Source organism: Stutzerimonas stutzeri, assembly GCF_051028275.1.
Taxonomy (GTDB): domain Bacteria; phylum Pseudomonadota; class Gammaproteobacteria; order Pseudomonadales; family Pseudomonadaceae; genus Stutzerimonas; species Stutzerimonas stutzeri_AS.
Window position 1 is genome coordinate 941,041 of record NZ_CP069269.1, and the last position, 13,709, is coordinate 954,749.

Here is a 13,709-nt window from a genome sequence, read left to right on the forward strand (position 1 = left end):
GTCCTTCATTACTCGATCACCCTCGGTACCAGATACAAGCCGTCTTCCACGGCCGGTGCGATGGCCTGGTAAGTGTCGCGCTGGTTGGTTTCGGTGACGGTGTCGGCACGCAGGCGCTGGCTGGTCTCCAATGGATGGGCCAGGGGCTCAATGCCTGCGGTGTCCACGGCTTGCATGCGATCAATCAGGCCGAGGATGTTGTTAAGGGTCTCGGTGGTGCGGGGCAGATCGTCTTCATTCAGACCCAAGCGGGCCAAATGAGCGATCTTTTCCACCTCGGAGCGTTCAAGCGCCATCGGGATTCTCCAGCGGGAAGCGGGTCGAAACGCCTTTCGTCGGCAAAGCTCGACGAGTAACGGCATATACGAGCCGCAGCGGTGGGCATTCGAGCCCGGAAAAGCCATCAATCTTACATGCCTGGGGGGCTTCTCGGTAGCACGGCTGCGGGTTGCGGGTTTTTCCCGGGCAAGCGTGCAATTCGCGCAATGGCTCACGTATGGCCCTATAACCCGGGACTCTCGCCTTGCCCTAACTTCGCACCATTGTTAGAGTTTGCGGCACTTTTTTCCCCACGCGTTTGCCCCAGGGCCCTTTTCCCATGTTCAAAAAACTGCGTGGCATGTTTTCCAGCGATTTGTCGATCGATCTGGGCACTGCCAATACCCTTATTTATGTGCGCGATCGCGGCATCGTCCTGAACGAGCCCTCGGTCGTCGCCATCCGTACCCATGGCAACCAGAAAAGCGTTGTCGCCGTGGGCACCGACGCCAAACGCATGCTTGGTCGCACCCCCGGTAACATCAACGCCATCCGTCCAATGAAAGATGGTGTTATCGCCGACTTCAGCGTTTGCGAAAAAATGCTGCAGTACTTCATCAACAAAGTTCACGAAAACAGCTTTCTTCAGCCCAGTCCTCGGGTGTTGATCTGCGTTCCCTGCAAATCCACTCAGGTAGAGCGTCGTGCGATTCGCGAGTCCGCCCTGGGTGCGGGCGCACGCGAAGTGTTCCTGATCGAAGAGCCCATGGCAGCCGCCATTGGCGCCGGTCTGCCAGTGGATGAAGCACGCGGTTCCATGGTCGTGGATATTGGTGGTGGGACCACCGAAATCGCTCTGATCTCGTTGAATGGCGTGGTTTACGCCGAATCCGTCCGCGTTGGTGGTGACCGGTTTGACGAGTCCATCGTGACCTACGTGCGCCGCAACTACGGCAGCCTGATTGGCGAGTCCACTGCCGAGCGCATCAAGCAGGAAATCGGTACCGCATTTCCAAGCAACGACATCCGTGAAGTCGATGTCCGTGGCCGCAACCTGGCCGAAGGCGTACCGCGCAGTTTCACTCTTAATTCCAACGAAGTCCTGGAAGCGCTGCAAGAGTCGCTTGCCACGATCGTCCAGGCAGTCAAAAGCGCTCTGGAGCAGTCTCCACCAGAGCTCGCTTCCGATATCGCCGAGCGTGGGCTGGTGCTGACTGGCGGCGGCGCGCTGCTGCGTGACCTGGACAAGCTCCTTGCGCAGGAAACCGGCTTGCCGGTCATCGTCGCCGAAGAGCCGCTGACCTGCGTAGCCCGTGGTGGCGGTCGTGCGCTGGAAATGATGGACCGTCATGCCATGGACCTGCTGTCCACTGAGTGAGCCAGAAGCGGTAAGCTCCAAGCGACAAGCCGATAGCAGGCCGCTGCTCTCGGCTTGTCGCGTTTAGTTTGAAGCCTGCAGCGGCGAGGATCTTTCAATCAAACCACTATTCGCCAAAGGACCTTTGCTCGGTGTGCGCCTGCTGGTGCTCGCTGTGCTTTGCGTCGCGCTGATGGTGGTCGATTCGCGTTTCGATACGCTGAAGCCTCTGCGTAGCCAGATGGGGCTAGTGCTGACGCCGTTCTACTGGCTGGCTGATCTGCCGGTGCGAACCTGGCAACGCGCCACCGAACAGATCAGCAGCAGTACAAGTCTGGCGGCCGAGAACGAGAAGCTGAAGGCTGAAGCGCTGCTCATGCAGCGGCGTCTGCAGAAGCTGGCGATGCTCACCGAGCAGAACGTGCGGCTGCGGGAGTTGCTCAACTCAGCGGCGCTGGTTGATGACAAGGTCATCGTCAGTGAGTTGATCGGACTGGACCCGAACCCCTTCACCCACCGTATCCTGATCGATAAGGGCGAGCGAGACGGCGTGTTCCTTGGTCAGCCGGTGCTCGATGCCAGCGGCTTGATGGGTCAGGTCGTCGAAGTCATGCCGTACGCGGCACGTGTGCTGCTATTGACCGATGTGACCCACAGCATCCCTGTGCAGGTCAATCGCAACGGATTACGCGCCATCGCGGTCGGTACGGGCAGCCCCGACTATCTGGAGTTGCGACACGTCGCCGAGACGGCTGACATCAAGGAAGGTGATCTGTTGGTCAGTTCCGGCTTGGGGCAGCGTTTCCCCAGTGGCTATCCGGTTGCCCAGGTTACCGAGGTAATACGGGGCTCCGGTCAGCCTTTCTTGATCGTCCGGGCCATTCCAACCGCCATGCTCAACCGCAGTCGTTACCTGCTGCTGGTGTTCAGCGACTCACGAACACCGGAAGAGCGAGCCACTGCTGCTGCCCAGGCACAAGAGTCCGCCGACCGCGAGGGGGCGGAGGATGCGGCAGCCGGCGGCAGTACCCTCGCCGAGCCGCCAGCGCCCGCGGAGCCCGCTGCTCAATCGCCGCAACCTGAGGAAAGGCCATGATGCATGGCCGTTCCAATAATGGCTGGGTAATCTGGTTGTCGCTGTTGGTGGCGCTGCTGCTCAGCGTAGCGCCGATGCCGCAGAGCTTCGGGCTGGCACGTCCGCTCTGGCTTGGGATGTTTATTGCCTACTGGGCAATCGTCTTGCCTCATCGCGGCGGAATGGCGGCGGCTTTCTTCTTTGGGCTGATGCTCGATGTGCTGTCCGGTACCTTGCTTGGGCAGAATGGGCTGCCGCTGCTCTTGATTACTTTTCTAGTGCTAAGTTTGCAGCAGCGCCTGCGTATGTTTCCGTTGCTCCAGCAAAGTCTGGTGTTGTTGGTCATTCTGGGGATCGGGCAGCTGGTGCAGTTGTGGCTCAATACGCTGACCGGCAACCGTCCACCAACGCTGTTGTTTCTCGTCCCTGTACCGGTCAGCGCACTCTTCTGGCCTTGGGTTTTTGTTGGGCTGGAATGGGCGAGGCGGCGCTTTAACGTTTATTGAGCGTTCGGCGGGTAACGCCGGGCAGCTTTCGATCATTGTCCGAATGTGTAAATCTGCTGCGCTCGACCCTCTAAGGAGCCGGCATGTCCAGGCTGTATCTCGCCTCCGCGTCGCCACGACGTCGCGAACTACTGACTCAAATCGGTGTTCCGTTCTCTCTTCTTGCCGTTACCATCGACGAAACGCCCGGCGTCGCGGAGGCGCCTGGCGCCTATGTGCAACGATTGGCGCGCGAGAAGGCTTTGGCGGGCCTGTCCGTCGTGGACGATGCCTCGGCTTGCGTAATGGGCGCGGACACCACCGTCGTGCTGGATCAACACATTCTTGGCAAACCAACCGGCAAAAATGATGCGGTGGCAACGTTGCAGGCGCTATCCGGGCGCGAGCACCAGGTGATGACGGCCGTTGCTCTGGCCAGCACCTCCGGTTGCCAGGTACGTCTGGTCGTCAGCCGGGTGCGTTTTCGCTCGATCAGCGTCGATGAGGCGGAGGCCTACTGGGACAGCGGCGAACCGCAGGACAAAGCCGGCAGTTACGCTATTCAGGGCTGGGGTGCGGTCTTCGTCAGCGCGCTTGAAGGCAGCTATTCCGCGGTGGTCGGGCTGCCGTTGTGCGAGACAGCGCAGCTACTCGACGCGTATGGGCTCCGTTACTGGTGTAAAGGCTCGGTATAGAGCCTGGGGATCGGCGGCTTATGCCGTTAGAATCGGGCCAATTCATCAGCTTCGGCTGCTTACCTACCACCATCGGCCGAGAACAATAATGAGCGAAGAGATATTGATGAACATCACGCCTATGGAGTCACGGGTGGCGGTGGTGGAGAACGGGGTCCTGCAGGAAGTGCATGTCGAACGCACCCAGCGCCGGGGGATCGTCGGCAACATTTACAAAGGCAAGGTAGTAAGGGTACTTCCCGGCATGCAGGCAGCGTTTGTCGATATCGGGCTTGAGCGTGCCGCCTTCATTCACGCCTCTGAGATATCCAGCCGCGAGGGCAATGCCGTCGAGCCCATCAGCGCATTGGTGCATGACGGGCAGGCGCTGGTCGTGCAAGTCACCAAAGACCCGATCGGCACAAAGGGGGCCCGGCTGACGACTCAGCTTTCGATACCCTCGCGCTACCTTGTGTACATGCCAAGGACCAGCCATGTGGGGATTTCCCTGCGGATCGAGGATGAAGGCGAGCGCGATAGGCTCAAACAAGTGGTGGCTGAGTGCATCGCAGCTGAAGGTATCAAGGAAGCCGGCGGATTCATTCTCCGCACTGCGGCCGAAGGGGCTGGCAGTGATGAAATCCTCATGGACATCCGCTACCTGCGCCGCCTATGGGAACAGATCGATGGCCAGATCAAAACTGCAGGTGCGCCGTCGGTCATTTATGAAGACCTGTCGCTGGCCATGCGTACCCTGCGGGATCTGGTTAATCCGCGTATCGAAAAGATCCGTATCGACTCACGGGAGAACTTCCAGAAGGTCAGCCAGTTCGTCGGCGAGTTGATGCCTGAGCTGAGTGAGCAGCTTGAGCATTACCCAGGCGAACGTCCAATTTTTGATCTTTACAGCGTTGAGGATGAGATCCAGAAAGCCCTCGATCGCAAGGTCATGCTGAAATCGGGTGGTTACCTGATCATCGACCCCGCCGAGGCGATGACCACCATCGACGTCAACACCGGCGCATTCGTCGGTCACCGGACACTCGAGGAAACCATCTTCAAGACCAACCTCGAGTCAGCCACGGCCATTGCTCGCCAGCTGCGGCTGCGCAATATCGGCGGCATCATCATCATCGACTTCATCGACATGGAGGACGAAGAGCACCGGCGCCAGGTCTTGCGCACGCTGGAGAAACAACTCGAACGTGACCACGCCAAGACCAACATCATCGGTATCACCGAACTCGGCCTCGTACAGATGACGCGCAAGCGCACCCGTGAAAGCCTTGAGCAGGTGCTATGCGAGCCGTGCATGTGTTGCCAGGGTCGCGGCAAACTGAAAACGCCTGAAACCGTCTGCTACGAAATCTTCCGTGAAATTCTTCGTGAGGCGCGGGCGTACCAGGCCGAAGGCTATCGCGTATTGGCGAACCAGAAGGTCATCGACCGCCTGTTGGACGAAGAGTCCGGAAACGTTGCCGACCTCGAAAGCTTTATCGGACGATCGATCAAGTTCCAGGTAGAAACCATGTATTCCCAGGAGCAGTACGATGTGGTGTTGCTCTGACTAGATACCCGTCCCGCCGCCCCGGCCCGGGGCTACGGAGCTTCTCCCTATGAGTCGACTCCTGGCATTCGTACTGGCCGCATTGCGCCGAAGTCTCTGGCTGGGTGCGATGGGCCTGATAGGCCTCGCGCTCTATGTGAGCCTTGGTCGCCAGCTGGTGCCGCTGGCAGCTGAGTACCGCCAAGAAGTTCAAGGCAAGGCACGCGACATGCTCAATATGCCGGTCGCGCTCGGCCAGCTTGAAGGGCGTTGGGAAGGGCTCTCTCCGCAGCTAGTAGCCCACAACGTGATTCTCGGTGAAGGCGACGGGGCTGTTCGCCTGGATCGTTTAGCGCTGGTCCCTGATGTATCTGGCAGCCTTCTGGCGCGACAGTTGAAACTGGACAGCATTGAGCTTTCGGGGCTTCAGCTTGGGCTGGTGCAGACTGCCGAAGGCGAATGGCGTGTCGATGGGCTGCCCGAACGTGACGACCAGTCGCCAGCGGACATGTCGAAGCTGATCACGCAATTGCAGCGTATCGGACGCCTTCGGCTGCTCGACAGCCAGATCACCGTTGAGGCCCGCGAAGAAGCGCCCCTGACATTGACCTACGCTAATTTCGAACTGCGAAGTACGGGGCAGCGCCTGGGGCTCGATGGTCGGCTGTTGCTCCCAGATGGGCAGCCGCTGAAATTGCATGCCGAAGCGCAGGTGATGCCCAACGACTGGTTGGCCAGTGAGGCTGAGCTGTATCTGAGCCTGCCGCAAAGTGACTGGGCGGCGTGGTTGCCTTCGAGTTTGAGCGGAAGCTGGAATCTCGCGCAGCTCCAGGCAGGCGGCGAGGTGTGGCTCGACTGGCGCCAGCACGGATTGTTTAGAGCGGTTGCTCGGCTGAACGCGCCCTCGGTGCAGTTGGGCCAGCAGACCGAAGACCCGATAACGGTCAAGGATGTGGTGGTGAACGCTTACCTTGATCGGGCAAGCGAGGGCTACCGACTTCAATTCGATGGGCTGGCCTTTACCTTCGATGATGACCGTTGGCGGGAATCGACGCTGGTCGTTAATCAGAACATGGCAGAAGGTAGCTGGCACTTGCAGGCTGATCGCATCGCTGTCGCCCCGGTGGCTGAATTGGTCAAGGCGCTGCTGCCATTGCCCGAGCTGGCCAGTGGATATGTGCTTGGTCTCGCGCCCAGCGGAACGCTGCGCAACCTGAGCGTGGACTACCGGCCTGCTGTGCCTGGCGACGACAAGTTGGCGTTTTCCAGCAACCTGGACGCAGTATCCATTGACGCGCATCGATGGATACCAGCCGTGCGCAATGTCAGTGGTGCGATAAAGGGCAATCTAGGCGGGGGGGAACTGCGTTTTGATAACGATGATTTCTCACTTCACCTGGCCCAGCTCTTCCCCCGCCCCTGGGACTATCACCGTGCACGTGGACGTCTCCATTGGTCGCTCAACGATCAGGCATTCACTCTGTCAGCGCCGTACCTGCAGGTAGAAGGCGAAGAGGGCCATATCGCTGGTGACTTCCTTATCCGCCTGATGCGAGATCCGGCAGCGGAGGACTACATGGACCTGCGTGTCGGCTTGTCTGACGGGGACGCTCGCTTTACCGAAAAATACCTGCCGACCCGCTCGCCAGCGTTGAGTCCCGCATTGACCGAATGGCTAACCACAGCCATTCGTGGGGGCACTGTCGAGCAGGGCTATTTCCAATATCAGGGCGCCCTTGCCGGCGACGCAGCCGAAACCGCACGAAGCCTGAGCCTGTACTTCAAGGTGAAAGAGGCTGAGCTTGCGTTCCAGCCCGGCTGGCCGATGCTACGTGACGGCAGCGGAGAGGTGCTCATCGAAAACACGGGTGTGCAGGTCCGCCTCGCCGAGGCCCGCTTGCTCGACAGCAGGGTGCACGACGCCACGGCTGCGGTTGCCCGCCAATCAGGCGGCCAGGCGCCGCAGCTAAGCATCGACGGGCAGGTAGAGGGTCATCTCCGCGATGCGCTGACGGTGATGCAGGTGGCGCCGATTGGCACAGGCGCATTGTTTGCTGGCTGGCGAGGAGAGGGACCGCTGAGCGGAAGGCTGCGGCTGGCCATTCCACTGACCAAAGGTCAATCTCCACATGTCGATGCCGAATTTTCAACATCTGACGCGGCGCTTTTCATCAGGCAGGCGGATCTGCAGATCAGCTCGTTAGGTGGCAATTTTCGCTACGACAGTGAGCGGGGCTTTAGCGCTACTGCTTTCAAAGGCCGCACGTTGGACAGCGTGCTGAAAGGCCGGGCATTCGCGACCGGCGAGCCGGGAATGCCAGCCACGCGGATCGAGGCAACCGGCACTGTCGGGGTTGCCTCTTTGCTCAAGTGGCAGAAAATCACTCAGCCCGTTCCCGCCTCGGGCGAGTTGCCCCTCAAGATGACGCTCTCTGTAAGTAGCACTGACGCTCGTCTGCAGTTCGACTCTTCTTTGTTGGGTACCGAGTTGGCGCTCCCCTTGCCCTTTGGCAAAACCGCCGAGCAACGGCGCGACACGACACTGCGGATGACGCTGGGTGGCGAGCGGCAACGCTACACGCTCCGTTACGACGGGTTGGCTGCCCTGGCATTCACCGCGCCCAGTGGCAACTGGGCAGAGGGCGGCGGCGAACTGGTGCTGGGCGGCGCCTCGGCAAATTTGCGCAACGATCAGGGGTTGTACGTGCGCGGCAGCGTGCCCCAGTTAGATCTAGGTCAGTGGCAGGCGTTTGTTAATCAGTACCGTGGGGCACCGGCAGCAACGGGCAACGGCACTCTGCTGCGTCGTGCTCAGCTGGATATAAGCGCCTTTACAGGCTTCGGGACACAAATCGACGAGCTTCACATTGACCTGAAGTGGCAGCCCACAGGTTGGCTGCTGGGGCTACAGAGTGAGACAGTGGCAGGAACGGTTAGCGTGCCGGACGACGCTGGCAAGCCGATTGCGGTCGACCTGTCACGCCTACGCTTTCCAAGGGCAGAGCCAGGCGAGGCATCAGTCACGCCTGAAGACCTTCTGGCTGATGTCGATCCACATGGGTTGCCCGCAGTGGATGTTTCGGTCGCCCAGTTGCTACGAGGAGAAGAATTACTCGGAGCTGGGACGTTGAAGATCAGACCGGCCGATTATGGGGTCGCCTTTCTGGATCTCGATCTGAATCTCAAGGGGCTCAAATTCGGCGGTGCCGGTGGCTGGGACGGCGTGCGCACGTGGTACAAGGGTCGACTACAGGGCGACAATCTCGCGGATGTATTGCAGGCCTGGGGTTACGCGCCGTCCACCACGAGTGAAAGCTTTCGGCTGGATGTGGATGGTGACTGGCCGGGCTCACCGGCATTCTTCGCCTTGAATCGGTTCTCGGGCGGGCTCGATGCTCGGCTTCGTAAAGGTCAGCTCCGCGAGGTGGATGGCGGTGCACAGGCGCTGCGAGTGTTCGGTCTGCTGAATTTCGATTCAATTGGAAGGCGGCTAAGGCTGGATTTTTCGGACCTGTTCAGCAAAGGGCTGAGCTACGACCGCATCAAGGCCAAGTTGCAAGCGACCAATGGCGTCTACGTCACCACTGAACCGCTGACGGTCGCGGGACCGTCCAGCAATCTGGAGCTGGACGGTCAGCTGGACCTGGTCGATGATCGGATCGACGCCAAGCTTTTGGTAACGCTTCCGCTGAGCAACAATCTTCCGCTGGCTGCGCTTATCGTGGGTGCGCCAGCCATTGGTGGCGCGCTGTTCGTCGCCGACAAACTGTTAGGCGACAGGGTTGCGCGATTTGCGACTGTTCAATACAACGTCGAGGGGCCCTGGCGAGCGCCTGAAATCAGCTTCGACAAGCCCTTCGAAGATCCAAATTAACCCTCGTTCCGACTACTGCAGGTCGCTACGCCTAGAGGCCGAATATGACCCTAGCGGTTATCCAGATGGTCAGCCAATGCGAGATTCAGGCAAATCTCGTCAGCGCCAGGCAGCTCCTGGAGCAAGCCGCCGAGGCGGGCGCACGGCTTGCAGTGCTGCCGGAAAACTTCGCAGCCCTGGGTCGAACCGATCTTTCCTCTATCGGCCGAGCTGAAGCCGAGGGCGTCGGACCGATACTCCCTTGGTTGAAACAGGCTGCGATCGACCTCAAGTTATGGATTGTCGCCGGTACGCTGCCCTTGCCGCCAGATGACCAGCCGCAGGCCAAGGTCAGGGCCTGCTCCTTGCTTTTCGATGATCAGGGTAGCCGGGTTGCGCGCTATGACAAGTTGCATCTTTTCGATGCGGACATCGACGACGCGCGCGGTCGCTATAGGGAGTCTGACGACTGCGCGCCTGGCGATGGGTTGGTGGTTGTCGATACGCCGGTGGGACGGTTGGGCATGACCGTTTGTTACGACTTGCGCTTCGCCGAATTGTATTCGGCGCTGCGTCTGGCCGGGGCGGAGCTGATCAGTGTCCCGTCGGCTTTCACGGCTGCGACCGGGCAGGCGCACTGGGAGATTTTGATTCGTGCTCGGGCCATCGAGACTCAGTGCTATATGCTAGCGGCAGCACAAGGCGGACAGCATGCTGGCGGACGGTTGACCTACGGTCATTCGTCTATTGTGGATTACTGGGGACGTGTGCTGCGAGAGCAACCCACTGGCGAAGCGGTCCTGGTAGCCGATCGAAGCACAGCAGACCAGGCGGCGACACGCCAACGCATGCCGGTGCTGAGTCACCGTCGATTTCCTGCGCCCCGTCTCGTCTCGGGCACTTTGGAGTAGTTATGAGCGAATTGTTGTTACCTGTCACCGAGCGTTTGCTGACCCCAGGCGGGCTGGGTCTAGACGACCTGCCAGAGTTGCTCGGCGACTTGGCGGGCCCGGGCATCGACGCGGCAGATCTGTATTTCCAGGATCAGGTAACCGAGTCCTGGGTTCTGGAAGACGGCATCGTCAAGGAGGGTGCTTTTCATCTTGAACAGGGCGTGGGCGTTCGCGCGCTGTCGGGTGAAAAGACCGGTTTTGCCTATAGCAACGCGATTACCCCCGATGCCCTTCGGCAGGCCGCCGAAGCTGCCCGCTCGATTGCTCGCGGGGGCCAGAAGGGCAGGGTTCAGGTGTTGGCGAAGCCTGTGTTCGCTTCCCTTTACGGTCGGGACAATCCCATGGACGGGCTCGGTCGGGCAGAGAAAGTCGATCTGCTCAAACGTATCGATGTCGCGACGCGGGCATTGGATCCTCGGATCAAACAAGTCACGGTGAGCCTGGCAGGCGTATGGGAGCACATTCTGGTCGCTGCTCTGGATGGTGGCATGGCGGCTGACATACGCCCCTTGGTGCGCTTCAACGTCAGCGTCATTGTCGAGCAGAATGGCCGTCGGGAGCGCGGTGGGCACGGTGGTGGCGGACGCACCGGTTACGATTATTTCCTGAGCGAAGATCGGGCCATGGGGTATGCCCGAGAAGCCCTACGACAGGCGCTGGTTAATCTGGAGGCTGTCGCTGCACCGGCCGGGACGCTGCCGGTTGTGTTAGGGCCCGGATGGTCTGGCGTTCTGCTGCACGAAGCAGTCGGCCACGGACTTGAAGGCGACTTCAATCGCAAGGGCAGTTCGGCCTACAGCGGGCGGATTGGCCAGCAGGTCGCCTCCAAGCTGTGCACCATCGTCGATGACGGCACGCTGGCTAATCGTCGTGGCTCGCTTAGCGTCGACGACGAGGGGACGCCAACCCAGTGCACCACCCTGATCGAGAACGGCATCCTTAAAGGCTACATCCAGGACAAGCTGAACGCTCGATTGATGGGCGTCGCACCGACAGGCAATGGCCGTCGTGAATCCTATGCGCACCTGCCGATGCCGCGGATGACCAATACCTATATGCTGGCGGGGGAAAGCGATCCGGAGGAAATCATCCGTTCGGTGAAGAAGGGCATCTATTGCGCAAGCCTCGGAGGCGGGCAGGTGGACATCACGAGTGGCAAATTCGTGTTTAGCACCAGTGAGGCCTATCTGATCGAAGACGGCCAGATCACTGCGCCCGTGAAGGGGGCAACCCTGATCGGAAACGGACCGGAAGTGATGAACCGAGTTTCGATGGTCGGCACCGATCTGGCTCTGGATAGCGGTGTCGGGACCTGCGGGAAGGACGGTCAGTCTGTACCGGTCGGCGTAGGCCAGCCGACCTTGAAAATAGACGGGATCACTGTAGGAGGCACGGGCGCTTGAGTCAGCAGCGGATCGCAACCGTCGCGCTGAAAGCCGGAGCAGACGGAACGTTCTGCTTCAGTCCCAGCGCTTGCTGGTTTTGGCAATCTGCTGCTGTTAACGCAACCCGCGCTGGGTTTCGTCCAGCTGGCGGATGTATTTGAAAATCTTGCGACTGGCCGCTGGCGGCTTGTTCCGTGCCGCTTCGTGTTGGGCATGACGGATCAGACCGCGCAAATGCTGCCGGTCAGTTTCGGGATACTCAACGATGAAGGCCTCCAGGGTTTCGTCATTGCCGGAGATCAGACGATCGCGCCAGCGTTCTAGCGCATGAAAGCGTTCGTTATATTGACGGGTAGACGCATCGAGTTGATCGACCAAGGCCAGGATGGCGTCGGTATCCTGGTCACGCATCAGCTTGCCGATGTACTGCAAGTGTCGTTTGCGAGCGATATGGGCGGTGTGTTTTGGCGCGTCGGCCAGCGCCTTACGCAGCGCATCGGTGAGCGGCAAGCGATCTTGCACATCGGGTTTGAGGGTGGTGAGACGTTCGCCCAGGTCCTGGAGAGCATGCAGCTCACGCTTGACCTGGGTTTTGCTTTTTTCCTCGAAACCGTCGAGATCGGAGATATCAGACATGGGGCTGGTCCATTAGAGAATGTCGCCATGATAACAGCAGGCTTTCGACGCAGCTCAGCCGAGCGCCGTTAGCAGCATCTTGATCGCATCAGTTGTTGGAGAACTTATGAGTGAAGTCGAGGGGATCGGTCCACACGCACTGCCAGGCTTGCGTGAGAAGGTCGAAATGATCTTGGAGGAGGCAAGCCGCCAGGGTGCCAGTGCGTGTGAAGTCTCCGTCTCGATGGAGCAGGGGCTGTCGACGACGGTTCGGCAACGTGAAGTGGAAACGGTCGAATTCAACCGCGACCAGGGCTTTGGCATCACACTCTATGTCGGCCAGCGCAAAGGTTCGGCGAGTACCACTGGCAGCGGTGAAGAAGCGGTTCGCGAGACCGTAGCGGCTGCGCTTGCGATTGCCAAGCATGCCTCGGAAGACGAGTTTGCCGGCCTCGCCGATCCATCCCTGATGGCGAGGAACGTGCCCGACCTCGATCTGTACCATCCCTGGGGTATCTCTCCGGATGAAGCTATCGAGCTTGCACTCAGCTGCGAGGCTGCGGCGTTCGCTGCCGACCAACGTATTCGCAATGCTGACGGCACCAGCCTGAGCACCCACCGGGGCTGCCGGGGGTATGGCAACAGCAATGGTTTTATAGGGGCTTATTGCAGCACGCGCCACAGCCTTAGCAGTGTCATGATTGCCGAGGCCGACGGACAGATGCAGCGAGACTATCACTACGACGTTTCGCGTGTTGCGGCCAACCTGGCTTCTGCCGAATCGATAGGGCGACGCGCCGCTGAGCGTGCCGTTCGGCGCCTGGGCGCGCGTCCCATTCCAACGTGCGACGTGCCGGTACTGTTTTCATCAGAGCTGGCCACCGGGCTATTCGGGCATTTTCTCTCTGCGATCTCAGGCGGCAATCTATACCGCAAATCCTCCTACCTGGAGGGTGCGCTGGGCCAGACGCTGTTTCCCGAGTGGCTCGGTCTCGATGAGCGCCCGCATCTGCCCCGAGGGCTCGCCAGTTCAGGCTACGACAGTGACGGGCTCGCGACCTACGCCAAGCCGTTCGTTGAAAAAGGCAAACTGGTTTCCTACGTGCTCAGTACCTACTCAGGGCGCAAGTTAGGCATGCCCAGCACTGCCAACGCCGGGGGTGTTCACAACCTTTTCGTCACCCACGGAAATGAGGATCAAGCTGCACTGATCCGTCGTATGGGCCGTGGATTGTTGGTCACCGAACTGATGGGGCAGGGCCTGAACCTTGTTACCGGCGACTACTCTCGCGGGGCTGGTGGCTTTTGGGTCGAAAACGGTGAAATCCAGTTTCCAGTCCAGGAAGTCACCATTGCGGGCAACCTGCGCGACATGTTTAGCCAGATTGTTGCCGTGGGGAACGATCTGGAAACTCGAAGCAGCGTTCATACCGGTTCAGTACTGATCGAGCGGATGAAGGTTGCGGGTCAGTAAAAGTACCAGGCTTAGATATTGAGATAGACGGCGC

Annotated in this window: 11 protein-coding genes; 9 read left to right on the forward strand and 2 right to left on the reverse strand. The window is 59.9% G+C overall.

Features of this window, described 5'->3' with window-relative positions; all coding sequences use genetic code 11:
* Positions 1–8 precede the first annotated feature (8 nt).
* On the reverse strand, positions 9–296 hold the full coding sequence (gene gatC, locus JQR87_RS04265) for an Asp-tRNA(Asn)/Glu-tRNA(Gln) amidotransferase subunit GatC (protein ID WP_407292218.1): 288 nt from the start codon (positions 294–296) through the stop codon (positions 9–11).
* Between the two features lie 302 nt (positions 297–598).
* Here gatC and mreB point away from each other — a divergent pair, with 302 nt between their 5' ends.
* The 8 genes from mreB to tldD all read left to right on the forward strand — a co-directional run bounded on the left by mreB (position 599) and on the right by tldD (position 11,604).
* A complete protein-coding gene (mreB, locus tag JQR87_RS04270) occupies positions 599–1,636 on the forward strand; it encodes a rod shape-determining protein MreB (RefSeq protein WP_019342600.1) in 1,038 nt (345 codons plus the stop codon).
* A 124-nt stretch (positions 1,637–1,760) separates the two neighbouring features.
* Complete coding sequence (gene mreC, locus JQR87_RS04275) at positions 1,761–2,711, forward strand: rod shape-determining protein MreC (protein WP_407292215.1); 951 nt, start codon at positions 1,761–1,763, stop codon at positions 2,709–2,711.
* Positions 2,708–3,196, forward strand: a complete 489-nt coding sequence (mreD, locus tag JQR87_RS04280) for a rod shape-determining protein MreD (protein ID WP_407292212.1) — start codon at positions 2,708–2,710, stop codon at positions 3,194–3,196. Before mreC ends, mreD begins: the two co-directional genes overlap by 4 nt.
* Positions 3,197–3,279: 83 nt before the next feature.
* The gene (locus tag JQR87_RS04285; protein WP_407292210.1) at positions 3,280–3,870 is read left to right on the forward strand and encodes a Maf family protein; all 591 of its coding nucleotides are present in this window, start codon (positions 3,280–3,282) and stop codon (positions 3,868–3,870) included.
* Between the two features lie 88 nt (positions 3,871–3,958).
* A complete protein-coding gene (gene rng / locus JQR87_RS04290; protein WP_407292208.1) occupies positions 3,959–5,416 on the forward strand; it encodes a ribonuclease G in 1,458 nt (485 codons plus the stop codon).
* A gap of 49 nt (positions 5,417–5,465) precedes the next feature.
* Positions 5,466–9,269, forward strand: a complete 3,804-nt coding sequence (locus tag JQR87_RS04295) for a YhdP family protein (protein ID WP_407292206.1) — start codon at positions 5,466–5,468, stop codon at positions 9,267–9,269.
* 44 nt (positions 9,270–9,313) lie between these two features.
* Positions 9,314–10,159: a carbon-nitrogen hydrolase family protein gene (locus tag JQR87_RS04300; RefSeq protein WP_407292204.1), complete on the forward strand. Its 846-nt coding sequence runs from the start codon at positions 9,314–9,316 to the stop codon at positions 10,157–10,159.
* 2 nt (positions 10,160–10,161) lie between these two features.
* Positions 10,162–11,604 carry a metalloprotease TldD gene (gene tldD, locus JQR87_RS04305; RefSeq protein WP_407292201.1) on the forward strand — a complete coding sequence of 481 codons (1,443 nt, stop codon included), beginning with the start codon at positions 10,162–10,164 and terminating at the stop codon, positions 11,602–11,604.
* A gap of 96 nt (positions 11,605–11,700) precedes the next feature.
* Here the strand turns inward: tldD and yjgA are convergent, their stop codons facing one another.
* Positions 11,701–12,222 (reverse strand): ribosome biogenesis factor YjgA, encoded by a 522-nt coding sequence (gene yjgA / locus JQR87_RS04310; RefSeq protein ID WP_407292198.1) that lies wholly within the window; start codon positions 12,220–12,222, stop codon positions 11,701–11,703.
* 106 nt (positions 12,223–12,328) lie between these two features.
* On the opposite strand from yjgA, the gene pmbA reads away from it, so the two are divergent.
* Positions 12,329–13,675 carry a metalloprotease PmbA gene (gene pmbA / locus JQR87_RS04315; protein WP_407292195.1) on the forward strand — a complete coding sequence of 449 codons (1,347 nt, stop codon included), beginning with the start codon at positions 12,329–12,331 and terminating at the stop codon, positions 13,673–13,675.
* The last annotated feature ends 34 nt before the right edge of the window (positions 13,676–13,709 follow it).